21 protein-coding genes are annotated in these 24,294 nt (G+C 58.5%); 10 read left to right on the top strand and 11 right to left on the bottom strand.

The genetic code is table 11. The features are described from left to right. Positions 1-214: 214 nt before the first annotated feature. On the bottom strand, positions 215-676 hold the full coding sequence (locus EC9_RS21290) for a carboxypeptidase-like regulatory domain-containing protein (RefSeq protein WP_145348100.1): 462 nt from the start codon (positions 674-676) through the stop codon (positions 215-217). Between the two features lie 169 nt (positions 677-845). Beyond that, a complete protein-coding gene (locus EC9_RS21285) occupies positions 846-1,901 on the bottom strand; it encodes a DUF1559 domain-containing protein (protein WP_145349284.1) in 1,056 nt (351 codons plus the stop codon). Positions 1,902-2,268: 367 nt separating this feature from the next. On the opposite strand from EC9_RS21285, the gene EC9_RS21280 reads away from it, so the two are divergent. Continuing rightward, positions 2,269-4,218: a redoxin domain-containing protein gene (locus EC9_RS21280; protein WP_246105814.1), complete on the top strand. Its 1,950-nt coding sequence runs from the start codon at positions 2,269-2,271 to the stop codon at positions 4,216-4,218. 216 nt (positions 4,219-4,434) lie between these two features. Then, the gene (locus EC9_RS21275) at positions 4,435-5,631 is read left to right on the top strand and encodes an LptF/LptG family permease (RefSeq protein ID WP_145348099.1); all 1,197 of its coding nucleotides are present in this window, start codon (positions 4,435-4,437) and stop codon (positions 5,629-5,631) included. A gap of 14 nt (positions 5,632-5,645) precedes the next feature. On the opposite strand, the gene EC9_RS21270 is transcribed toward EC9_RS21275, so the two are convergent. Beyond that, positions 5,646-6,917 carry a 3-keto-disaccharide hydrolase gene (locus tag EC9_RS21270; RefSeq protein WP_145348098.1) on the bottom strand — a complete coding sequence of 424 codons (1,272 nt, stop codon included), beginning with the start codon at positions 6,915-6,917 and terminating at the stop codon, positions 5,646-5,648. A 136-nt stretch (positions 6,918-7,053) separates the two neighbouring features. Between EC9_RS21270 and EC9_RS21265 the strand changes: the two genes are divergently transcribed. Further along, positions 7,054-8,604, top strand: a complete 1,551-nt coding sequence (locus EC9_RS21265) for an adenylate/guanylate cyclase domain-containing protein (protein ID WP_145348097.1) — start codon at positions 7,054-7,056, stop codon at positions 8,602-8,604. 367 nt (positions 8,605-8,971) lie between these two features. Next, entirely contained in the window at positions 8,972-9,994 is a 1,023-nt protein-coding gene (galE, locus tag EC9_RS21260; protein ID WP_145348096.1) for a UDP-glucose 4-epimerase GalE, read from the top strand. Between the two features lie 58 nt (positions 9,995-10,052). Here galE and EC9_RS21255 read toward each other — a convergent pair whose 3' ends face one another. Both EC9_RS21255 and EC9_RS21250 read right to left on the bottom strand, forming a co-directional pair. After that, positions 10,053-10,499: a Dabb family protein gene (locus tag EC9_RS21255; RefSeq protein ID WP_246105812.1), complete on the bottom strand. Its 447-nt coding sequence runs from the start codon at positions 10,497-10,499 to the stop codon at positions 10,053-10,055. A 105-nt stretch (positions 10,500-10,604) separates the two neighbouring features. Further along, positions 10,605-12,095 (bottom strand): sulfatase-like hydrolase/transferase, encoded by a 1,491-nt coding sequence (locus EC9_RS21250; RefSeq protein WP_246106156.1) that lies wholly within the window; start codon positions 12,093-12,095, stop codon positions 10,605-10,607. Between the two features lie 269 nt (positions 12,096-12,364). Here EC9_RS21250 and EC9_RS21245 point away from each other — a divergent pair, with 269 nt between their 5' ends. The 3 genes from EC9_RS21245 to EC9_RS21235 all read left to right on the top strand — a co-directional run bounded on the left by EC9_RS21245 (position 12,365) and on the right by EC9_RS21235 (position 15,776). After that, on the top strand, positions 12,365-13,219 hold the full coding sequence (locus EC9_RS21245; protein WP_246105811.1) for a class I SAM-dependent methyltransferase: 855 nt from the start codon (positions 12,365-12,367) through the stop codon (positions 13,217-13,219). A gap of 191 nt (positions 13,220-13,410) precedes the next feature. Continuing rightward, positions 13,411-15,234, top strand: coding sequence for a c-type cytochrome (locus tag EC9_RS21240; RefSeq protein ID WP_145348094.1), 1,824 nt, complete (start codon positions 13,411-13,413; stop codon positions 15,232-15,234). 20 nt (positions 15,235-15,254) lie between these two features. Beyond that, positions 15,255-15,776 (top strand): ATP-dependent metallopeptidase FtsH/Yme1/Tma family protein, encoded by a 522-nt coding sequence (locus EC9_RS21235; protein WP_246105810.1) that lies wholly within the window; start codon positions 15,255-15,257, stop codon positions 15,774-15,776. Between the two features lie 710 nt (positions 15,777-16,486). On the opposite strand, the gene EC9_RS21230 is transcribed toward EC9_RS21235, so the two are convergent. From EC9_RS21230 to EC9_RS21220, 3 genes are all read right to left on the bottom strand, one after another. Continuing rightward, positions 16,487-16,795: a zinc ribbon domain-containing protein gene (locus EC9_RS21230; RefSeq protein WP_145123062.1), complete on the bottom strand. Its 309-nt coding sequence runs from the start codon at positions 16,793-16,795 to the stop codon at positions 16,487-16,489. 93 nt (positions 16,796-16,888) lie between these two features. Next, positions 16,889-17,671 (bottom strand): class I SAM-dependent methyltransferase, encoded by a 783-nt coding sequence (locus EC9_RS21225; RefSeq protein ID WP_145348091.1) that lies wholly within the window; start codon positions 17,669-17,671, stop codon positions 16,889-16,891. A 54-nt stretch (positions 17,672-17,725) separates the two neighbouring features. After that, complete coding sequence (locus EC9_RS21220) at positions 17,726-18,679, bottom strand: GGDEF domain-containing protein (RefSeq protein WP_145348090.1); 954 nt, start codon at positions 18,677-18,679, stop codon at positions 17,726-17,728. A 505-nt stretch (positions 18,680-19,184) separates the two neighbouring features. Between EC9_RS21220 and EC9_RS21215 the strand changes: the two genes are divergently transcribed. Beyond that, positions 19,185-19,535: a hypothetical protein gene (locus tag EC9_RS21215; protein ID WP_145348089.1), complete on the top strand. Its 351-nt coding sequence runs from the start codon at positions 19,185-19,187 to the stop codon at positions 19,533-19,535. 23 nt (positions 19,536-19,558) lie between these two features. On the opposite strand, the gene cls is transcribed toward EC9_RS21215, so the two are convergent. Further along, positions 19,559-21,022, bottom strand: coding sequence for a cardiolipin synthase (gene cls / locus EC9_RS21210; protein WP_145348088.1), 1,464 nt, complete (start codon positions 21,020-21,022; stop codon positions 19,559-19,561). 33 nt (positions 21,023-21,055) lie between these two features. Beyond that, complete coding sequence (locus EC9_RS21205) at positions 21,056-21,655, bottom strand: hypothetical protein (protein WP_246105809.1); 600 nt, start codon at positions 21,653-21,655, stop codon at positions 21,056-21,058. A 112-nt stretch (positions 21,656-21,767) separates the two neighbouring features. On the opposite strand from EC9_RS21205, the gene EC9_RS21200 reads away from it, so the two are divergent. Both EC9_RS21200 and EC9_RS21195 read left to right on the top strand, forming a co-directional pair. Further along, positions 21,768-22,148, top strand: a complete 381-nt coding sequence (locus EC9_RS21200; protein WP_145348087.1) for an amidohydrolase — start codon at positions 21,768-21,770, stop codon at positions 22,146-22,148. A 175-nt stretch (positions 22,149-22,323) separates the two neighbouring features. Further along, positions 22,324-22,848, top strand: coding sequence for a hypothetical protein (locus EC9_RS21195; protein WP_145348086.1), 525 nt, complete (start codon positions 22,324-22,326; stop codon positions 22,846-22,848). A 22-nt stretch (positions 22,849-22,870) separates the two neighbouring features. Here the strand turns inward: EC9_RS21195 and EC9_RS21190 are convergent, their stop codons facing one another. Next, complete coding sequence (locus EC9_RS21190; protein ID WP_145348085.1) at positions 22,871-23,989, bottom strand: carboxylate-amine ligase; 1,119 nt, start codon at positions 23,987-23,989, stop codon at positions 22,871-22,873. Between the last annotated feature and the right edge of the window lie 305 nt (positions 23,990-24,294).

Here is a 24,294-nt window from a genome sequence, read left to right as displayed (position 1 = left end):
GTGCCCGATGGTCGCAGCCCGAGACGATCTATCTGTCGGCGGTGCGAGTCGCCCGTGTAGGGACAGGCAGGTTCATTGAGTAGGAGATGGCATCATTCTGCCAATCAATCAGGCCTGGGGCTCGCGCCACCAGGCTTTATGCGACCGCCGCGCCGTGGCTTGTGAGAGAGTTGCCTAGACTTGGACCTTCGGAGTCCTTGTCGCGGAAGTGAACCTATTCCAGATCGAACGTAAACTCGTTCCGCTCGGTTTCGCTGATCGTGGCTGTCAGCCCCGACTTCGCGGAGTTCGAATACTTCTCGGGGATGATCCAAGTGATCGTCGGCGGGACCGCTTCGCCGCCGGCCGATAGATCGACGTCGGCGGGCGTGTTGTCGACAACATCGACGCGGCGGATCGCAACGATATGCTCGCCCGCGACGACGCCATCGTTTTCAACATAAGTCGTCAATTGGAATTTACCATCGGCGTCGGTTTTTCCGGTACCGGTCGAGCCTGCCGTTGTATTGGTGAACGTCACGTCGGCCCCTTCGATCGGCTTGCCTTGATAACTGACCGTGCCCGCAGCGGGATAGCGTTGGGGCCAATTGGGGTTTTCAAGCGGTCCTCTCTCGCAGCCGCTGAAAGTCGCCAACCCAAGTGTGACAAGGAGGCAGTAAAATGTATGACGAAACATGCGCACAATCACTTTCTAAAATCGGAACGCGAGCGATCGACAGCGCGACCGGGCGTTATGGAAACGCCCGATTCAGGCGCCGCTCGCTTGGGAATGAATGGAACAAGTCGTTCCCCCCTCTGCTAAAAAAGAGAGGGGCGAAGTAGAAAAATGGGGAGGGCGTTGCAGGCTACTCCCGTGCGACTTCCCCACCATTGATCGTGGCCAGTGCACCCCAGACGCCGTAGGGGCTGGCTCCAGAGAACTTCTCCGCAGCTCCAGGGTTGCCGGTATCGATCGTTTCGGTGATGAACCGGACCGAACCGTCGGCAAAGACACAGTTGACGCCGCCGGGATGCCAGCTCTGCGCCGACATGACGCCGTGGGTGTTGACGTTGCCAACCAAGCAGGAAGGGCTGTTGGGAGGCAGGATGGCATTGAATCCGGTATAGATCGGCATCCCGTCATAGGCCCGCGTTCCCCCAATTCGATAGCCTCCGACATTGGCGGACGGCAAATATTCGCGGGCGTTGCGATCGGCTTGAGCCAAGCAGAGGGCTGGATTGGTTTCTAGCCCGGTCAGGTTCTCGACTGTGTTACCAAAAACACTGCGGGGGCCGCGTGGGAAGCAGCGTTCGGAGATCGCCATCGTGTTGCTGGTCCCGTCTGTAATCGCCGCAAATGTCGCGTAGCTGCGTGTACCGAACAGTCCGCGGCGTCTGTAGGTGGCTTGGTTGCGAACGTCGGTCACATGGTCGCCGTGGCAAAACGAATAACTGGACGTCGCCGCGACGCCATCTTTCCAGCGTCCGTTGCGTTTGTCGCCGACGGGGGAATCCGAGGGACAGTTCATCCCTTTGACTTGGAATTGCGAGCCCCACAATTCGTAATTCGAATCCCAAGGGCTCGATCCCCCGGCACCATAGGTCGTCCCGCCAAAAGTCTGTTGCGAATTGACCATGTCCGCCAAGGCCGTTTCCTCAAAGAAGGGCAACATCGAAACCATCGCGTTTAGACGATTGTAGGTGTGAGCACCTCCGCCCGATCCGTGTGGGAACTTGCCATACGTGTCGGCGTAGTTGTGAAGCGCCAAACCAAATTGTTTCAGGTGATTATTGCACTGCAGTCGTCGAGCCGCTTCACGCGCTGCCTGGACCGCTGGCAATAGAAGGCCCACCAATATTCCAATGATGGCAATGACGACCAACAGTTCAACAAGCGTGAATCCTTGTTTTTTTGGTTCCATGTCAACCACTTTCTTATGAGAGGGAAGGAGACGCAGGTAGCCCTGCGGAACAGAAAATCGAGTGCTTTCGACTTCGACCTTTCGGATTGTAAAGCATCACTATGGCGTAATCCATGCTATTGTTGTAGGGGCATGGGTGGGTAGGTGTGCCGTGGCGTTCCTTGGGGGGGCTGCAGTGAGACTGTGGGGTGGTAGCCGGTGAATCGTGCGACCTGCAAGGAAGCATGCAACTCTGGTTAAGCCTGCGTTTCTTGACGGTGCGGTCTCTGGCGGGATTGCGTATCATTTGAGAGGGGAGACGTCGGTGGTCGGCTGGCGTGTCGGTTGCCTCGGATTCCGTATCTTCGTTTGGAAAAAGGTGTACCTCGTGCTTCGCTCGCTCGTTGCTGCTTTATTGGTCGTTGCTTCAATCGCCTCTCCACTCTCCGCTGCCGATTCGTTGGCTGGCCATCTAGGGACCCAGTTGTCCCAGATCGATGCCGACGACTTTCGCGGACGGCGCTGGCAACTCGAAGACGTTGCCGAACCGCAACTCTTGGTCGTCGCGTTTTTTGGGACTCAGTGTCCGCTGGCAAAACTGTATGCGACGCGGTTGGTCGAGCTCGAAAAAGAATACGCTTCCCGCGGCGTCGGCTTTGTCGCCGTGATGAGTAACACGCAGGATTCGATCGCTGAGATCGCCGCTTTTGCTCGCGACCACAAGTTGACGTTTCCTGTGCTCAAAGACGCCGGGAATCGGATCGCCGATCGACTGGCTGCCGAGCGGACGCCCGAGGTCTTTCTGCTGGACCGCGAGCGAAAGGTCATCTATTGGGGACGCGTCGACGACCAATACGGGATCGGATTCGCCCGCGATTTCCCTCGCAGCTTCGATCTGAAAAATGCGCTCGACGATCGACTGGCCGATCGTCCGATCAAGACGCCGGTAACGCGATCGATTGGATGTATCATCGGCCGTCAAAAGAAAGCTGACAGCGATGCGAAGATCACTTTTGGCAATCAGGTTTCGCGGATCTTGCAGAAGCACTGCGTCGAGTGCCATCGCGAGGGAGAGATCGCGCCGTTTGCATTGACCGATTACGATGAGGTCTCCGGATGGGCCGACATGATCGCCGAAACCGTTCGCGGCGGACGTATGCCTCCATGGCACGCCGATCCCGCGCACGGATCGTTTGCCAACGATCGCTCGATGTCCGACGAGGACAAACAGACGCTATACGATTGGGCTGACGCCGGCGCTCCGGCGGGCAATCTGGCCAATCTTCCCGAGCCGATCCAATACACTCCCGGTTGGCTGCTGCCCGAAGCGCCCGACATGATCGTCAACGTCAGCCCCGAGCCTTTTGAGGTTCCAGCCGATGGAGCGGTCAAGTACCAATACTTCCGTGTCGATCCAGGTTTCACCGAAGACAAATGGCTGCGTTATGCCGAACTGCAGCCTGGCAATCGCGAGGTGGTCCATCACATCTTGGCCTTCGCCCGTCCCAAGGATGGATCGAAGCGGCTCAATGCAGAGCGAGGGTATTTGGTGGGATATGTCCCTGGCACGCGGATTGAACCGATCCCCAAGGGCTGGGCCAAAAAGATTCCCGCTGGCAGCGAGCTGATCTTCCAAGTCCACTACACTCCGATCGGGACGCCGCAAATCGACCACAGTCGACTGGGGATGATCTTTGCCGACGATGCGGAGATCACTCACGAGATCGTCACCACCAGCGCGGTACAGCCTCGATTAAACATCCCTCCCGGCGACGACAACTACACTGTCACTGCGGTGCAGCGAGATTTGCCCAACAGTCAACTGCTGGGCTTCAGTCCGCACATGCATCTCCGCGGCAAGGCGTTCCGGTACGAATTGGTCGACCCTAACGGCCAGCGAAGCACGTTGTTGGACATCCCCGCTTACGACTTTAATTGGCAGACGTTTTATCTGTTCGACAATCCGATGTCGGTCGACGCCGGTTCGCAGATGCTGTGCACCGCCGCGTTTGATAACAGTTCCAAGAACCTGAACAATCCCGATCCCAAAGCGACGGTTCGCTGGGGCGATCAGACTTGGGACGAGATGATGATCGGGTACTTTCATTACGCGGTGCCGCGTGGGGAAGCGAAGGCTGCCGCGCCGACGATGCGCCAGCGGGCAGCTGAAGCGATTCGGCGAAACGGTCGCTTGCGAGTCTTCGAGCGGATCGATACCGATGGCGATGGCAAGATCACGCGCCAGCAAACGCCCTCAGAATTGCATGCAACCTTCGATCGCTTGGACCGCAATGGTGATAGCATTCTGACGCGCGCCGAGGTCGAAACGGGCGACTGAACTCGCTAGCATTCGCCCTCCTATTTTGACTGACTGGCGCCAATTCGGGTTCGGCACCGGATTGGCAACGTCGCCGCTGCGATTGGGACTCATCGACTGCAGCAGTTGGGCCGATTATCTATCGAAGTAAAGGCGTATCGGCGTTTCCGATTCTCGCGGAATTCGCTATTCTTCGCCCAATATTTAGATTCTCAAGGCCTCAAGTGTGATTGCCGGATGCCGACAAGGCTGACCCGATATATCCTCTGGGAAATCACGAAGGTGTTCCTGGTTGCGATTGTTTCGCTCACGGTGCTGATCTTATTGATCGTCGTCGCCCGCGAATTATTGCGCCAAGGGCTCGGTCCGGCCGCCTTGTTGCAGCTGTTGCCGTTGTTCCTGCCGTTGAGTTTGCAGTTTGCGTTGCCGACGACGGCGCTGTTTGCTGTGAGCGCTGTCTATGGCCGGATCGCTGCCGACGGAGAGATCGCGACGATCAAAGCGGCTGGAATTTCACCACTGACGATTTTGAAGCCCGCCTTTATTTTCGGACTGATCCTCAGTCCGATCGCAGTGGGGTTGAACGATCTGGCTGTCTCCTGGGGCAAGCCGGGAGTCAAACATGTGCTGCTGCATTCACTCGAAGAGATTGTTTATCGACGACTTCAAGCCCAGCGTTCCTACAGTTCGGACAAAGGGTTTTCGATCCACGTTCAAGATGTCAAGGATCGCCGGCTGTTATGGCCCACGGTCACTTTGCACAATTCGGGCAGCGAGTTGCCGATCACCGTTACGGCCAGCGAAGGAAGCTTGCATCTGAATCCCGAGCGGGAGACGTTGATGCTGCGGTTAGTCGACAGCCGAATCGAGGGGGGCGGAGCCTTCCGCAGCCACTTCCCCGGCGAGATCGTGCCGGAGATTCCACTGAACAAAGCCTTCGCCAAAGGTGACCCCAGCAGTTCGCGACCGGCGGATCTGCCGTTGTATTTGATTGGTCCCGAAGCGATCCGCAGCGAGAAAGCGATGTCGATCGACCGGCAACGTTTGGCGGCGCAGACAGGTTTCGCGTTAGCCAACGGTCGCTGGAGCGATATCGTCGGCTCGCCCGGGGCACAGCTGCGTGGAGCGATCGGTGGCGGCGCCCATCGATTGACTCGATTGCACGTCGAACCCTGGCGACGTTGGTCGTTTGGATTCTCTTGTTTCTTCTTTGTGCTGGTCGGTGCACCGTTGGCGATCATGGCTAAGACCGCCGATTATTGGACAAGCTTTGGAATGGTCTTCCTGCCGATCCTGCTGTTCTATTTTCCGATCTTCATCGTCGGCCAGGACTATGCCAAAAACGGAGAATTGCCACCCTACAGTGTGTGGATGGCAAACTCCGTCGTGGCGATTGTCGCTGTCTTTATGATCAAACGCGTTTGGCGTTATTGATCTGAGAACAAACCTTACAGTGGCAAGATGCTGATCTCTTTGAATTCAACCGGATCGTTGTGTCCGGCAAATCCGAAGTGACCTTTGCTGAGTTCGCGACCTGGGTGTGGCGAATCGGCCATGAATTCAGTCACCTTGCTGACGTCGGTCTCCAAGATCTTGTTGCCGTTGAGTTCGACGGTGATCGTCGGTCCTTTGACTGTCACCTCTTGGAAGTTCCATTGGCCAACAGGGCGAAGGAAGCCGCGAGCCGCCGCTGCCATGCCGTAAGCTGAACCGTGATATTGCCGCGCGTCGAGCTTGGCATACTTTTCAGCTGTGTTGTCCAGAACCTGCAGTTCGGTCATTCCCGCATAAGCTGGGTTGCCTTCGCCAGGGTAACGAATCGCCAAGCCGTTGTTGCCGCCTGGAGGCAGACGGAACATCACGCGGACCTTGAAGTCGCCGTAGGTCTTGTCGGTGAACAGGGTTCCGCCGTGCTTTGGCTTGCAGCGGATCATCCCGTCGACGACTTCGTAGTTGTCGACAGCACCCTTCCAACCGTTCAGCGTTTTGCCATCGAATACCGATTCGAAGCCTTCGTTCCCATGAGACGCCAGGATCTGATTCGCTTCGTCGGCACCGATCTCGCGGATCGCAACGTCGCGCCACAGGATCTCGCCGCCGTGGGTTTGCAATTGGATCGGGCCGCTGCGGAATAGCGGTTGGCTGCGGTCCCAGTAGTTTTCCATTAGGGCATTGTCAACGACCAATTGATCGTTCAAGTAGACGGTCGTGCGTTGACCGACTTGGATCACGCGAACCGAGTTCCATTCGCCAAACGGCTTGTCGGCTTTGACCAATGGGTCTTTGCCGGGAGCGCCGGCGGAGTTGTTCCAGAGGGCGCCGGAGCCGAGTTGGGCACCGTGCTTAAACTTGGCTTCGTCGGTTGTGTCCCAGATCTGAACCTGTGGTGTGCCACGCAGATAGATCCCGCTGTCCGCTTTGGCAACGGTGCGGTATTCCAGCTTCAGTTCGAAATCGGTGTATTCTTTGTCGGTCGTCAGGTACGGGCCGTGGCCGTCGTTGATCAGCACGCCGTCTTTGTTCGACCAGTGGGCTTCGGTCTCTTGCTTCCATTGAGCAAGCTTTTCAGCGTCGACGTCGGCATACTTGCGTGGGTCCAAATGGGGACGTCCGTGCCAGCCTTCGAGTCCCGATTCGGGGACCAAAGAGGTGAACTCTTGAGCATTGGCGAAGGTGCAAACCAAAGCCAAAAGGGGAACGATTAAAGCAGAACGCAGCATGCGCGAGGCACTCCAGTTTCGAATAGAGGTGGGTAAGATATACGGGGATCGCCATTGTAACCTGAGCATCGCAGGTAAGCTACGGTTTCTGGCGCCCCGCATTCCCGAAACCCCCGCCGTTGGGTTCAATGATTAGATGCAGCGTCCGATTACCTACCGCCAAGCCTTAATTTTTGTCGCGATCATTCCCATCGCGGCTCAATTGGTCGGTAGCGCTTTCAATATTTTTTACAACGTCGCCCACGTCCGCCCGCTGATCTCCGACGCTCAGCAGGCGGTGCTGCTGCGTTCGATCATGTGGGTCAATTGCCTTGTCTATCCGGCGGCGACGATTGCTTGGGGGAGCGTCGTCTGGCGTTTTCAATCGATACTGAGTCAGCGGGAGCGTGCCCTACCGATCCCCCCGGATCGACTGGAATCGATTCAACGCCTGGCGATCAATCTTCCCTGGTGGATGATCTTGATCGGCGGCCTGGCCTGGCTGACGTGTATTCCGATGATCGTTATCCCATTGAACCTGGCCGACAGTGGGCTCGATTCCCGGGTCCCAATCCTGCTGACGGTTTCGATCATCGTGTCGGCGATGATCGCATTGACGCACGCCTTCTTTGCATTGGAACTTGCGTTACATAAGTGTCTGTTTCCGTTGTTGTTCGAAGACGTCCAGCCGTCGTCGATTCGAGGTGCGTATCCATTGACGCTCCGCGGTCGCGGGATCGCTTGGAGTCTGTCGGCGGTCTTTTGTCCAATCGTTTCGATCCTGCTGTTGTTCTACGTCCCGCAGCCCGAGGCGCAGCGGGGGCTTGCCTTTCCGATCGCCGTCGGCTGTATCGCGATGCTCTTCGGGCTCGTATCGGCGTGGCTGGTCGGTCGCTTGTACGGAACGCCGATCCGCGAGCTGAAGAAAGCGGCTCAAGCGGTCGGTCGCGGCCAGTTGGATACCGACATCCGGCTGTTGCGAGCCGACGAGTTTGGGCCGTTGATCGAAGAGTTCAATCAGATGACGCGGGGGCTGAAAGAGAAGGAGTCGCTGCGGCGGATGTTTGGTCTGCACGTCGGCCGCCAAGCGGCCGAACAGATCCTGGCCAGCGTGCCGGGACTCGGTGGTGTGGAGCGGGAGATCACTGTGATGTTTGTCGATATCCGAGGCTTCACCGCCAGCAGCGAAGGACGCGACGCCACCGAAGTCGTTGCGGTGCTGAACGAGTTTCTGACGGCGATGGTCGATGTCGTCGAGACGCAACATCACGGGATGGTCAACAAATATCTGGGCGATGGTTTTATGGCCCTGTTTGGTGTTGGCGACGATCGCCCTCAGCACGCCGACGATGCGGTCGATGCCGGGGTGAGCATGATCGATCGCTTGGCGGAACTGAACACGGCGTTTGATTCGCGGCAGATGCCGCCGCTGCGGATCGGTATCGGGATCCATACGGGAACCGCGCTGGTCGGAAGTATCGGGTCGAATCAACGGCTCGAATTCACAGCGATCGGCGATGCTGTGAACATCGCGTCGCGAATCGAATCGCTGACCAAAACCGTCGGCGCCACGATGCTGTTGACCGCGGCAACGCACAGGCAACTGAAACGCCCTCACGATCTGCAGCCTCACGCCCCGCAACCGGTCAAGGGAATCCGAGATCCGATCGTCACCTACGGTCTCCGCGAATCAGCCGCCACGCATTAGCGGCTTGTCGGTTTACTCACAACGGAGCTTCCTTGCATTAGCCGTTTGGGCGTTAGCCCCGGTTTAGTGGCAGCGGAACCGGGGCTAACGTTTAAACTGACGAGCCGTTAGCGTCCGGTTCTCCCGACAACGGGCCGCTGACGCGTGGCGGCTGATAGCTCAAATGAAACAGTGATTTGCCCCCGGGGCGGCGCGGCGACTACTGGTTGGACAGCGTGGGATTGTGACCTAAGCTTTAGCGTCCAGCGATTTGTCTCGAGTGCGGCGACGTCTGTTTTTCGGACCACGATGGGGCCGGATGATCGCTGCGATCGCAAATCGCGACACAACACCAACTTCCTATTTAACTTGGGCAGGATCGATACGGATGCGAATTCTAGTGACCGGCGGTGCAGGCTATATCGGCAGCCACACCTGCGTGGAATTACTGCAGGCGGGGCACGAATTGGTCGTCGTCGACGACTTGAGCAACAGCAAGCGCGAGTCGCTGCGCCGCGTCCAACAACTGGCTGGCAAGACGCTGGAATTCCACGAATTGAGCCTGTTGGATCGCGATGCGTTGACCCGCGTCTTGGCCGCCGCCGATTTTGATGCCGTGATCCACTTTGCAGCCTTTAAGGCGGTTGGCGAATCGGTCGCCAAACCGTTGGAGTATTACCAGAACAACGTCACCGGCACGATCAACCTGATGGATGCGATGCGCTCCTGCGGTTGCAAGAACCTCGTCTACAGTTCGTCCTGCACCGTCTATGGCGAACCGCAGCAACGCCCTGTGACCGAGGACCATCCGGTCGCTCAAGCGGAGAGCCCGTACGGTTGGACCAAGCTGATGACCGAGCAGATCATGCGCGACGTCTACGTCAGCGACCCCAGTTGGAACTTCGCCCTGCTGCGATACTTCAATCCCGTCGGTGCCCATCCCAGCGGCGACATCGGCGAAGATCCCAATGGCATTCCTAACAATCTGCTGCCATTCATCACGCAAGTTGCGTTGGGCAAACACGAGAAATTAAATGTCTTCGGCGGCGATTACGACACGCCCGACGGAACCTGCATCCGCGATTACATCCATGTCGTCGACCTCGCACTGGCGCACGTCAAAGCTGTCGAAAAGGTCGGCACCGACGAGGGGATCTTCACGTACAACCTGGGAACGGGAACCGGGTCGAGCGTGTTGCAGGTGATCGCTGCGTTCCGCGAAGCGACGGGGATCGATCTGCCTTATGAAATCGTCGACCGTCGCGCCGGCGACGTGATCGTCGCGTATGCCGATCCGTCGCGTGCCGAGCGAGAACTGGGCTGGAAGGCGACGCGGAATCTATTGGACATGTGTCGCGATGGATGGAACTGGCAACACAAAAATCCCGAGGGGATGGTCGAAGCTGTCTAATGCTTCGGCCGGCCGCGCTGGTCGGCGAGACCAGCGACGGCAAGCGATCGGGCGACGCTTATTCGTTGGTCCAGTAATCGACGACTAACACTTTGTCCAAGTGGGGCTTCAGCACGTCGACAAAGGCGAGGTGATCGGCGTGGGGAAGGTAGGCCGCGCGATCGGCTTCGCTTTTGAAGGTCACTAGAAAGCAATGAGTGAACCCGTCGGCGAGCCCTTCGGGGCTGTTCTCGGTGCCATGCTCATAGGCATGGATCTGCGGGATCTTGCTCTTCAGTTTGCCGAACTCGTCGACGACCTTCTGAACGTCCGCCTCGGATGAACTCTCTTTGAACTTAAACAGCACCACGTGCCGCAACAGCTGTGTCTTGGCTGCTGGCTTTTCGTCGGCGATCGCCATCGATCGGTCTCCCAGTTGTCCGCTCATGATCGCACCGCCCAGTAGAACGCTGGCCAGAGATGCTGCGACGAACCATTTGTGTGAAGCAAGAGTTTGAAATCTCATGATGTGGAACCTGTCGGGGTGAAAGGTGAGTGATTTTTGAAGGTCGAATTATAACACCACCGCCCCGGCGGTGATGCCTTGGCGGTGGGATGCTGGCAATCTGGATCAGTCGTTCTGCGGCTGGTCCCACAATCGGTAGGGATCGTCGAACTTCACCTGCTGCGACAACAGCAACGCTTCCAGTTCTTTCCGCTTCTCCGCAAATCGCGGGTCGTCGGCCAGGTTCACTTGGTCCTCGGTGGGGGCAGTTCCCGTCAACGTGCTGACCGCCGCTGCGTGATGCTGCGTCAGGAATTCATGCGGATTGGTGGCCAGGTTGAAAAGTTGCGTCTCGCGGACCTTGCCATCGAGGACATCGTATTTGATAAGTTTCCAGTCCCCTTGTTTGACGCATCGCATGCCCGGCTTGGTGCCGCCGCAATAGACGCCGTAGAGAACGTCGCGGATCTTGTCCTGTTCTCCCTCGAGGACCGGAGCAAAACTGGTTCCTTCATTGGTCTCGGGCGGTTGAACGCCCGCCAGATCGCAAAGCGTCGCCAAGACGTCCAACAGATAGACGTTCCCCTCGGCGCGGCTGGCCGCTTTGATCCCCGGGCCTTTGACGATCAGCGGCACGCGCCAAGTGTGTTGATAAAGATTCTGTTTGCCCTGCAATCCGTGTCGGCCAATCGCCATGCCATGGTCGGCGGTGTAGACGATGTAGGTGTTGTCCAGTTCTCCCATCGCGTCTAGTTTTTCCAACACGCGGCCGATCTGGATGTCGATGTTCTCGCTGCAGGCGAATTCGCGTCCGATCTCGTTGCGGATCGTCGTCGGGTCGCGGCGTTTCCAGACGCCACTGACGCTGACCTCATCGCGAAGGTTCGGGTGCCCGTGATGGAACGGATGTTCGGGAAGGTAGTTGACCGGCAGTTGCGGTGCATCTTCGTTGGCTGGCGGTAACGTTTCGGGATCGGCATGGTTGACCGCTCCATATTTAGACAACAGTTCGGGAGTACCGTCGCGCGTGTCGTGAGGGTGCGAAAAACCAAAGTAGATCAGAAACGGATCGGTCTGTTTTTCCGATTCGCGATCGTTCAGATAGTCCAGGACTTGTTCGGCATGCCACGCGCTGCCGGATTCCGCCGTCCCGCCACGTTTCGTCGCGTCGTGCCGCCGCGTGAACTGGCGATTGGCCGCTTCGTAACTGTTCCCCCGTTTGCAGGTTCGCATCGTCGCGTACCCGGCGCGGTTGAAGACCGCTGCCATCGTATGCTCCGCCAGATCGGCGGGGGCATGATCGAATCCGACAGGCTTGTTGTTTCCCGCTTTGGCTTTTTGCTTCTTGTTCGGTTTGGGGCCGGGCAGATGCCACAGCGTTCGCCCCGCCATCACCATGTGCCGCGACGGGGTGCAGACTGCGCCCGACCACGATCCCATGTGATACGCTCCGTCGATCGTCATCCCCTCGGCGGCTAAGCGATCCAGGACGGGAGTCTCCAGCGCCGAATCGGGATTGTACGACTTCAAGTCGAACGGAGATTGATCGTCGGCGATGATGAATAAGATATTCGGACGGTCGGCGGCTTGCAGCATCGCCGAGGATGCGAGGATCATCAGCAGGCAGCAGCTGATTATCGCAGAGCGGCCGACGCGCGGTCGGATCGTCGAAAGTGGAGCGTACGTCATGTTGGGATTCCGTTGGAATTTGAGGGCAAACGGATTTGAAGTTGCGTTTTTGGGAATCGATCCGACAATGATCGGTTCCGCAAGAACGGGGCCTCCCTATCATACCGAGATGTGATCGCTCGAATCGAGCAGTTTGTCAGCGAATCAGGGCAAAACTGACCGCAGCGTCGCATCACGCACCAGAAAAGTTGATTGAATTGAGCAATTCCGACCCGCAGTCCCGGCTGACGCAAAACGATCACGATGCCGCGATCGATCACAACCGCCGCGCGTACGATCAGATGGCGTTGGCGGGCGAGCCGTTGTGTCGCCCGGCGACCAAAGCGGAATTGAGCGATCCGCTGGGGACTGTCGATCGAATCGGCTGGCTGGGCAAAAGCATCGCCGGTTGGCGAGTGTTGTGCTTGGCGGCTGGCGGCGGTCGGCAGAGTGCGTTGTACGCCAAAGCGGGAGCCGACGTGACGGTTGTCGATATCAGCGGCGAGATGCTGGAACTCGATCGCCGCGCGGCTCAGGAACATCAGTTGCCGATCCGCACGATCCAGGCGAACATGCAGCATCTGCCGATGTTGGATTCGGCCAGTTTCGATCTGATCATCCATCCCGTCAGCACATGTTACGTCCCCGACGTGGCTCCTGTTTTTCAAGAGATCGCGCGGTTGCTGCTGCCCGGCGCGCTCTACATCAGCCAACACAAACAACCGACAAGTTTGCAGTCGACGCTGTCCCCATCGGCTAGCGGACATTATGCGGTTCAGCACACCTATTACCGGCAGCAAGCGATCCCTGCGGCGACGGAGAAGACGCATGCCGCCAAGCGGTTGCGGGAGGATCGCGCGATCGAATACCTGCATCGCTGGGAACAGATCGTTGGCGGAATCTGCCGCGCGGGGATGGTGATCGAAGATCTTGTCGAACCGATGCACACCAAGGCCGATGCGGAACCGGGGGCGTTCGCTCACCGAGCCACCTATATCGCACCCTATGTGCGGATCAAGGCGCGGCGCAAGCAAACCGCCGAGCCCCGCAGCGGTTTGCTACTGCCCAGTTGATTCGTTGCGAGGATCGGCGCGGACAGTGGGAACCTTGGTTGATACAATGCACTGCGTCGAGGTGGTTTCCATTGGGGCGAATCGGACGCTAGCGTGTGCCGGTTGATCTCCGCAATGGAAACGCGAAACGGATTGGAGCCGTGCCCCGATCCTTTACTCCTTCCTTCCCGAAATCCCACCGGAACCGCTTTATGCAATCTCGATCGCGAGCCTTGTTGCTGACGTTGGTTTACCTGAGTTTGGCTGTCGGTTGTGGAGCTGCGGTTGCGGTTGCGGCTCGAGCGGACGTGATCGATCCATCGATCGATCGTTCGCCCGTCGACTTGGCCCTCTCGCCCGATGGAAAGTGGCTGGTCACCGCCAACGAAACCTCCGGCAGCGTGTCGTTGATCGACGCCGCAGCAGGACGTGTGGTCGACGAGCTTCGGATTGGAAGCCATCCGGCGCACATCGACTTCACGCCCGATGGGGCGACGATTTTGGCGACCAATCAGTGGTCGGGCGAACTGAGTCTGCTAGCGATTCGCGAAGGCAAACTTGCCGCCATCGGAACCGTCCACCTCGGCGGGCATCCGCAAGGTTTTGCGATCGCTCCGGACAACCGAACCGTGTACGTGGGGCTGACCGCTGCGGCTCAGGTCGCTCAAGTCGATCTTCGCAGTCTGGCGGTGGTTCGCCGAATCGACGTTGGGAATTGGCCGCGGTATCTGACCCTCTCGCCCGATGGGACGCGATTGGCTGTTGGTTCCAGCGGCGATGCCGAGATCGAAGTCATCGACACAGCAACGGCGGAACCGTTATACGAGGAGCCATTGGCTAACGGTGTGAACATTGGACACGTGACGCCATCGGCCGACGGACAATACGCCTACTTCACATGGATGATCTATCGCACCAATCCAATCACTCGCGACAACATTCAACGGGGCTGGATTTTGGCCAGCCGAATCGGCCGCGTGCGACTGGATGGAGCTTCGTATCGCGAGGCGATCTCGTTGGATGTACCTGAGATGGCGGTGGCCGATCCACACGGCTTGGCGATCAGCGGCGACGGCCAGCGTTTGGTTGCGTCCTCTTCGGGGACTCACGAACTGCTCGTCTATCGTTTGCCCGATCTGCCGTTTGTTTCGACCGGTGGCCCCGGCGATCTGATCGATCGCCGGTTGCAGCGCGATCGCGACCGCTTCAGTCGGATCGATGTTGGCGGCCGGCCGATGGGACTGGAGATCGCCGCGGACAACCAAACGGTTTATGTCGCCAACTATCTGAAGAATTCGCTGCAGTCGGTCGACTTGAAAACGAAACAAGTTGTCCGCGAGATCGATCTCGGTGGACCTGCGACTCCATCGCCCGCGCGGCAGGGGATGGCGATCTTCTACGACGCACAGCACAGCCTCGATCAATGGTACAGCTGTCACTCGTGCCATCAAAACGGCGGGATCAATTCGCGACCGATGGATACCTGGAACGATGGCACCGAGATGACGTTGAAGACGGTCCTGCCGTTGTATGAACTGACGCAGACCGGCCCTTGGACGTGGCACGGTTGGCAGGAGGATCTGGACGATGCGATGAAGAAGTCGTTTACGGTGACGATGCAGGGGAAGCAGCCGACGCAGACGCAAACCGATGCGTTGATCGAGTTTCTGAGCACGATGCCGAGCCCGCCGAATCCGTTTATCGGACCCGATGGTACGCTTTCGGCCGCGGCGCAGCGGGGCAAGGAGCTGTTTCACAGCAGCCGCGCCGCGTGTGCCGATTGCCACAGCGGGCCGCAGTTTACCGACGGCGAGATCCACGATGTGGGAACCGGTTCGAAGTCGGATCATTACGACGGCTACAACACGCCGACGCTGCGTGGCACCTATCGCAAGGTGCGTTGGATGCACAGCGGCCGAGCGAAATCGCTGGAGCGTGTGCTGACCGACTTGCACAGTCCCGAGAAGGTTTCGGGGCTGCCGAAGTTGAGCGACGATGAAGTCGACGATTTGATCGCCTATCTGCGTTCGCTGTAGAGCCTGTCTGGGAAACGATGATGAACGAACCGCCTGCCGACCCGGCCGCTCGCCAAGCGGCGATCGAATTGACAGCGACCGCCTATCACGAAGCGGGGCATGCGGTGATGGCGATCTCGTTGGGCCGACCGATTCAAAAGGTAACGATCGCTCCGGGGCCGCTGCAAACTGGCGGCTATCGGTTGGGCGTCTGCGAGTTGCGGAAGGGACGCGGCCGGTCGTCGCAAGATGTGGTCGAAGACGAGGCGCTGATCCTGCTGGCTGGAATGGTCGCCGAGGCGCGATTCACTGGTCGGTATTGCCCACGCGGTGCCGCCCAGGATCTGCGAACGGTCGAACGTGTTCTAGAAGGCCGCGCGAAGACCCAGCGTCAACTGGAACGCTTGCAGCGGCGACTGTTGGACAAGACGGAACATCTGTTAAGCGATGAAGCGCATGCGGTGGCGATCGAGCGGATCGCAAAGGAGTTGATCGAAAAGACAACGATCAGCGGCCGAGCGGTCCGGCATCTGTTCGAGCAAGCTAAACAACAGTTCGATTAACGGGCCACGCCCCATCGTTTAACCGCGTGCCCAACGGGCCGCGCTGGAGTCGAGGCTTTCAGCCGACCGAGCGCACCTCTCGACGTTACGCACCGACGCGCGGGGCGTTGCCCACGCGGTTAAACGAATTGAGTTGGCCGCCCCATCGTTTTACAGCGTGCCCATCGGGCCGCGCGCTGGAGTGAAGGCTTCAGCCGACCGAGCGCATCTCTCGACGTTACGCATCGACGCGCGGGGCGTTGCCCACGCGGTTAAACGAATTGAGTTGGCCGCCCCATCGTTTAACCGCGTGCCCAACGGGCCGTGCGCTGGAGTAGAGGATTTCAGCCGACCGAGCGCACCTTCTGTACGTTGCGCACCGACGCGCGGGGCGTTGCCCACGCGGTTAAACGAATTGATTTGGCCGTCCTCGCGTTTAACCGCGTGCCCAACGGGCCGCGCGCTGGAGTGAAGGCTTTCAGCCGACCGAGCGCATCTTCTGTACGTCGCTAACCGACGCGCGGGGCGTTGCCCACGCGGTTAAACGAGTTGAGTCGGATGCCCTCTCGTTTAACCGCGTGCCCATCGGGCCGCGCGCTGGAGTGAAGGCTTTCAGCCGACCGAGCGCATCTTCTGTACGTTGCGCACCGACGCGCGGGGCGTTGCCCACGCGGTTAAACGAAAACGACTGGCCGCGCTGGAGTCGAGGCTTCAGCCGACGGAGCGCATCCTCACATCCCCAGCGACAGCAGCAATCCGCCGACAAAACAGATCAGCAGCACGATGATCACAAACGATTTGAAATCGCGGCGGGGCGGGGCTTCGTCGGGGAACTCGCGCTGCAAAAACTCGTCGTAGTCGAAATCATCGTCCGCCATGTCGTCGGCGTAGCCTTCGGTCTCGTCCTGCCAACCCGAAGCATCCGATGCGCCGCAGTGCCGGCAAAACGTCGCCGTTTCCAGAATCATCGCACCACAATGTGGACAGGGGGTGCGATCGACCACCGGACGGCGGCTGCGTCGGAACCATTTGGCAAACATGATTGATCCTTGATGCGTTGAAGAGCCCCAGTCGCTGCGCGAACGAAACCGATGGTTCATCGAAAGGGTTCGCGAGCTGGGGGCGTTCCGATCTTAAGCGTTTGAATCGCGGCGGCGGAAGACGAAGACGGCGTCGGCTAATTCGTTGTCCAAACGCTGTGGTTCATCGATGTCGTAATCGAAATCAAAAACTTCCAACAGCTCCAGATCGGGGACTTTGGCGATCAGCGTCTTGAATTGAGCGGCTTTGTAGAGTCGCAATTGGAATTCGGAGCGGCCGCGGATCTCGCCACGCGGCGTCTTGGCTAGCATCGAGATGCGGAGCGATTCGAGCCGGGTGCGGCGGCAGAAATCGAGCACGCGCAAGGTGAAGCAGACCGACGTCTTGCCGCTGCTGCCACGCCAGCGTTCGATACACTCTTCGTCGGCGTCGGGGGGCAGCAAATGGAATCCCAACAGATACAGACCACCGGGACGCAGATGATCGGCGACCATTTGCAAGTGGGATTGGGCATCGTTTTCGGTCAACAGATGCCGGAAGGTGTTCATCGTGCAGTAGGCCATGTCGAATTTCCGCGGCAGCGAGAAGTCGATCATGTCGGCGTTGAGCACCTCGGCGGTGCGATCGATACGGCGGAGTCGCGAGCGGGTGTAGCGGAGGGCGGGTTCGCTGAGATCAAATCCGGTCACGTCGTACCCACGGCGTGCGAGTTCGACGACTAAGCGTCCGCTGCCGCAACCAGGTTCCAGCAGATGTTTCAGCGGACCGTCGCCAAACTTAGCCCACGCCGCCTCGATGAAGTCGGCTTCGTCATCGGTTTCATCGCGGAAGGCGAGGTCGTAATACTGCGGGTAATCGTAGAGACTTTTTTGCATGCGAAGACAAACTTGGCGTAAGGCGTTGCGATTGGGCAGCTGCTCGCGAGCCGCTTAAACATTGCTGCCAACGACTGCCTCGTTGGGCAACGGGATCGCCGTGGCCGCTTTTAGATTCAGCTCGCCGCGGTTGCGGCCATTGGACTTCGCCTGATACAACGCGATATCGGCGCGCTCGATTATGTTGCCAACGGTATCATTTGGGTGCGAGATCGTCAAACCAGCGCTGGAAGTGACGCGGTACCGCGTTCCTTCGAACTCAATTTGGAGCGTGGCAATGGATTCCAGCAGGTCCTGCATTTTTGCGACCGCCTGCTGGTGCGACGTCGCTGGCAACAAGACTCCAAATTCCTCGCCACCGTAGCGCGAGCCGATGTTGTCGTCGGCCAAGGAATCGCGGAGCAGATGTCCTAATTCGCTCAGCACATAGTCCCCCGCGCGGTGCCCGTGCTGGTCGTTGAACTGTTTGAAATTGTCGACATCGAGGATCAAGAACCCAAAGGGCTGTTGATCGCGAGCAAACTTGCCGACCGCTTGGTTGAGCGCTTGATCCAGAGCGCGGCGATTTCCCAGGCCGGTCAGCGCGTCGGTGTGGGCGGCGGTCTTAAGAAAGCTGATCTGACTCTGGCGTGCGATCGCATACCGCATCGCTCGATACAGCAGTTGTCCGTTGATCAAATCTTTGGCGAGGACATCTTGCGCGCCACATTCGACAACCCGCAATCCAAATGCTTCGTCGGTGCGGTCGGTGAGTCCGAGGATTGCGAGTTGCGAATCGAGATTGCGAACCTGCAGCAGCACTTCAAAAGGATCTTGGTCCTGGCGATCCAGGTTGATGATCAATCCATCGAATCGCTGTCGCGCCAGCAGCAGGATCGCTTCGGCGGCCGATTCGCAAACCCGAATCTCGAAGCAGTGTTGGGGAGCGTGCCGCAACATGCGATGCAGCAGCAGCGCATCGGCATCGCGATGTTCGACGAGCAGGATCTGCAATCGAGATGTATTCAATAGTCGAGCCAGTTTCTAGCGTTGCACCGCGAGGGACTCTGCCGCAGCAAACCGTTGGCAGGCGGGCGATTGAGACCCGCGAAGGGGCTCGTGCGGTGCTCGCAACAAAACTATAGAACACCGCTGCCCCACAGGATGCTTGCTGCAATCGGCGGCTGAGAAATCCTTGGGGGGGCCGGCAACGCGTTTTAGGGGTCGCGGCGATTTTGCCAATGCTGCCTGCTGTACCTCGTATTGCTTTGCAAAAATCACTGCAAGCAAACGTTTCTGTTTCTATTGGTTAGCTATGTTTCAGGTACGGCTTCAGAAACCGCGTGGTTGATGTCGACGAATTACAGATAAGTTGCACGACGGGGTCACGCTTATTGTTGGTTCAATGAAGCTTTGCCCGCCTTTCGGGTCCGTTGAGGGAACCTGATTCGGCGTTGCAGGGAAGGTGAGCCATCGGCTATTGGGTTGGCTGTGCAACAAATGCACGATTACTTTCAACGTCGAGGTAGGATAGATGAGTGGATGGTTGGTAGTCAATCAGAACATTGAATTGACAGATCGGACGCGTCAACAGGTCAACTCGCGTGGCTTAGCTTGTGAGACTGCTCACAACTGGCAAACCGCCGAACAGCGGTTGCTTGGCAATCGCTATGATGTGATCGTCGTCGACCAAGCAGTCGAAACTGGGGACAATCGCGATGTCTATCAGCACATCGCCGATTCGACCGGTCGACTGACAAGCAAGTTTGTCGTCACCGGCGACCAACCGGCTCTGGTGGGTGAAGGCACCGATTCGGGCGTGCTGCGTTGTGAGTCGAAGATGCTCTCCGATATCGATCGATTGATCCGGCAGGTCAGCGCATAGCCATCGCGATTGTCGCGTCGACGCTAAAGCACCGGACCAATCAGTCGCAGGACGTTCTCTAAAAAGCGTTCACGCAGCGACCGATTGGTCCATTCCGCCGGATCCAATCGCTTGCTGGCTTCGATATAGGTTCCTTGAAGGTCGCGAACCGGACCGGTCAAATCCTGGCCGTACAGGAACAACGAGACTTCATAGTTCAGCCACAAGCTGCGCATGTCCAGGTTCACCGTTCCGAACATCGCCATGTCACCATCGGCCGTCACCGACTTGGTGTGCAACAGGCCCTGGTCGTACAGATAGATCTGCACGCCCACCTCTAACAGTTCATCGTAGTAGGACCGGCTGGCGAAGTGCGTCAGCATCGAATCGACGCGGTTCGGCACTACCAGATGCACCTTCACGCCTCGTCCGGCGGCGCCGCGAATCGCCCGGACCATCGAATCGTCGGGAACAAAATAAGGGGTCGTTAAGACCAGTTCATCGTGAGCTGAATTGATCAACGCCAGCAGCATCTGCAGCAGTCCGTCATCGGTCTCCGACGGTCCCGAAGGAATCACTTGGATATCGCCAGTTCCTTCGCGTTCAACCATCCGCAGTTCGGCACAGCGGATGATTTCATCGACCGATTCATCGGTCTCCAGCATCCAGTCGCCGATCATCGTCATCGCCAACGGCGAGACCGCGGCACCTTGCAGTCGCAGCATCGCGTCGACCCATTGGCCAACGTCGGCATCCTGTTTGAAGAACTTGGGATCGACCAAGTTCATACTGCCCGTCCAAGCCACCTCGCCATCGACGACCACGATCTTGCGATGCAGGCGAAGGTCGTTGCGAGCAAAGATCGTTCGCCACAGTCCTGCCTTCAGCGCCGGCCGACAGAGGACTCCCGCTTCGCGCAGCTCCGCCGGTTGAGGCCCCTTCCACCACGGCCGTCCGCCGACGCTGTCGACAAGCAGCCGGCAAGAGACGCCGCGCTGGGCGGCACGCTTCAGAGCCTCAAAAACCAGTTCCGCCGCGCCACCTTGGTTCCAGATGTAGAACTCCATCAGGACGCTGTTGCGAGCTTGATCGATGTCGGCGGCAATCCCTCGAAGAATCGAATCGGCATCCTTGAGCAGCTCGACTCGGCTGCCCGAGACCGTCGGCACTCCGACTTGGCTCAGCCCCAGCCGATTCATGGCGGCGGACTCGCGGCGATGCGTTGTCCAATCGACATCGGTTAAGCCTTCGGTGATCGCCAGTTCCGCCAAGCGTTCGTAATCGATCCGCAAGCGGGCAATCTTTCGGGCCCGGCGTTGGCCGACACGACGTTCGCCGACTAACAGATAAAAACCGACACCTGCCAGCGGCACCGCGGCGACCAAAAATAACCACGCCAGAGCGACTCCGACCGGCGGCTTCCGCATGATCACACGAAAGGAGATCGCGATTGCCACCGTGAGGTGTAGAATCGATGCGGCGATCGACAGCGTTGCTGGTTGAAACAAAACGGACTCCGCGACGCAAAACGTTGAATAGGGCTAAGATTTCGAATCGGGCGCGATCGGTTCGGGATCCGCGTCATCCGATCCACCGATTGCAGGCGCTGCTGGCTCGGGGGCTGCCGAATCGCCAGCGGTTGCTGCTGCGGCGGCGGGTTTGGCGGCGGCATGACCGTGAGGGGTGTTGGTCGCCACAAGAATGACGCCGACCGCAACCATCGCGATCCCTACCCACAGCACGGGGCTGATCTGAACGTGCCCCCACAACCGCCATGTCGAATAAAGTGCGGTGACCGAGACGGCTCCACCGAAGACGATCGGCATCACCAACAACGCATTCCCTTTGCTGGTCATCATCGCGGAGGTCAGGAACAAAGCTCCCAAAGCACCCAAGCAACCGGCCAAGAATCCCCACTTCGCCGGCGCAAAGTGTTCGCCGGTATAGGAGAACGTATCCCCTTTCAACCGCATCGCGATCAGACCGCCGATGATCGCCAGGACCAGGTAAGCGATGCCGATAAATACATAGGGTTTGAACGGCGACCACGATTTGCTTTGCGCGTTACCGATCGTTGGGCCATACATTCCCCAACACATCGCGGTGCACAAAGCAAACAGAACGGGTAGAAATATCTTCATACGGTTGACCTCAAGTCTCTTTAATGGCGGTATGTCTGCGGACTGACGCCGTTGAAGTATAGTGATTTGAGGCAAATCTGACAGCGACCCCAGTCCACATATCCCACGATCCATGAACGATTCATCCGTCCCTTCGGTTCCCGATGACTCCCTTTCCCCAGCCGGTCGCGTCGCGGCGATCGATCGTTTGGTCAGTCATGTTTGGATGGTTCGCGCTTTCCTGAAACACTGCGACGAAGCGATCGACGACGACGAACTGCAGGAGATCCATCGCGACCTGTACGACTTTATGCTCGCCTTGGGGCCAGCGTTGGCCAGCGGAGACGACGCCGTCTATCTAAAGCAAGCAAAAAAGAAGCTCAGCAAGCTGCGAAAGGCGACGGAGTTGTTCGTCGCGATCCAGCCGGAGGTCAGCGGACACACGAACTTTCAAATGGCGGCTCGTTCGCTGCAGACCGCCGTCGACCAGATCGTGCCGTTGGTGAAGTCGTAACCGCATTGTGGTCGGTGCCTCGGTTGGCGGTCGGTTCCGACCCAGTCAGGTTTTCCGGGGAATTGATCTGTACGTCACACCGAACGGATTGGTACGGTGGATCGCAAGTTCCCCTGGATCCTCGGGAACACTGCGGTGTCCGAGAGATGTTCAATCCATACATGACTTGATTGCAATGCGTCATCAAACCACCTCCCTTGTCGCCTTGATTGCATTTGTGGCCTTGGCCAGCGGGTGCCGTCAAGGAGCGACCGTCCCCAATCCGTTGACCGCGCTGACGCCCAGCCGAGTGCCGCCGCCAGCAACGGGCAGCTATCCGATTCCCGACCGCTATTACAAAGGTCAGCCGGCAGCAGGGCAAGCAAGCACGGCGGCTGGTCAGTCGGCAGTCAATTTAGCTAGCAATGACGCTGCGGTTGGCAGTGGTGCCATTGGCAGCGGTGTCGTGCAGTCATCGTTTGTCGATCGAAATAGCACTCCCCAACCAGCTGCCAGTGTCACGCAGACCGGCGGCGACCTGAGCGGCTTCCGCGGATTTGCCGAAGCAAGGCAGCCAGTTCCATTGTCCACGCCCGCATCCAATTTTGCTCCGACTCCGCAACCAGCCACCAGTACTGCTCAGTATGCGGGGATGCAAGATGAGCCGCCGGCGCCCAAGCCGTCGACATCGCCGCTGAATTGGCAACAACCGGTTCAATAAACCGGTCGACGCGGCGGCGATTTTAACCGAGCCGCGATTGATCGGTCAGCACGCGGACGACGTCTCGCTTGTCGCCGCTGAGTTCAAACAGGTCTCGCTGCCGCTGTGCCCAACTGGGACCTCGGGCGATCCTGGAAATCTCTGCCAGTTCGTCCTCGCATCGCAATTCTTGTGCGATCGGCTTGAGCCACGTCGCCAAGCTGTCGGCGACTTCCACCACCGGTTGGACCTCGTAACTGTAGGTGTTGACTAGTCCCGCATCGATCCCGTAACGGGCCGCTCGCCACTTGTTCTGTTGGACCATCATCGGATGGCAATCGAATTGGTAGGTCCCCTCGTCGATCTCATCGGACAACTGCTTCACAAGACACTGGATCAGCGCCGACAGCGCGCAAACATCATCCATGCTGCCGGGCATGTCGCAGACGCGAACCTCGACGGTGCCAAAGTTGTGGTGCGGGCGGACATCCCACCAGATCTCGCGGATCGAATTGATGAACCCGGTCTCGATCATGTGATTGACAAGCCAGACGTATTCGCTCCAGTTCCGCATCAGCGTCGGCAGGCCGGCTGTCGGTAGCCCCTCCATGATCTTGGAGCGATGGGAATGCAGACCGGTATCGCGGTCCTCCCAGTAGGGACTGCTGCAGCTGAGCGCCAGCAGGGTTGGCAGATGCTGCATGATCCGGTCGCAGATCATCACCGCCTTGTCGCCTGAATCGACGCCGATGTGAACATGTAGTCCGAAGGTCGCCATCCGCCGTGCCATTTCTTGCAGCAGCACGACCAGATTCTGATACCGATCGCTCGGTGTGATCACCTGATCGCGCCAATGGCTGAACGGATGCGTCGATCCCCACCACAGCCGCATCCCCAACGCATCGGCGGTCGCTTCGAGGATCTTTGTTTTGGCGGTGAGATCCTGCCGCACTTGGGCCACGGTGTCGCAGACCCCGGTGTTGATCTCGACGCAGTTTTGCATCAGTTCGGGCTTGTATTGGCCCGCGTATTCCGGCGGCAAGCGGCTGATTAAATCATCCGACCGGTTGGCCAACGCAAACGTATTGGCGTCGACCAGAGCGAGTTCGATTTCGACGCCGATCGTCTTGGAATCGTTGCCGTTGAAATGCAATTTACCCATGGGCCAGCGTTCCTCTGCCGAGCGGAGTAGTTATCGATTCAGCTCCGCCGGCGCGAGGCCGACGTTTTGGCGACGTCGGACCGGTTGCCTGCGGAGGCCTGAACAGCAAGCATCGAATATCTAGTTTAACCGCGTGCGCATCGCCCCGCGTTTTTACTGGCGGCACGGCCCGATGAACTCGCCGGTCAATGTTTTTAGTTTAACCGCGTGGGCAACGCCCCGCGTTTTTACTGGCGGCACGGCCCGATGAACTCACCGGTCAATGTTATTAGTTTAACCGCGTGGGCATCGCCCCGCGTTTTTAC

The organism is Rosistilla ulvae (assembly GCF_007741475.1).
Lineage (GTDB): Bacteria > Planctomycetota > Planctomycetia > Pirellulales > Pirellulaceae > Rosistilla > Rosistilla ulvae.
The sequence above is the reverse complement of the archived record's forward strand: the minus strand, read 5'-3'. Positions and strand labels throughout refer to the sequence as shown.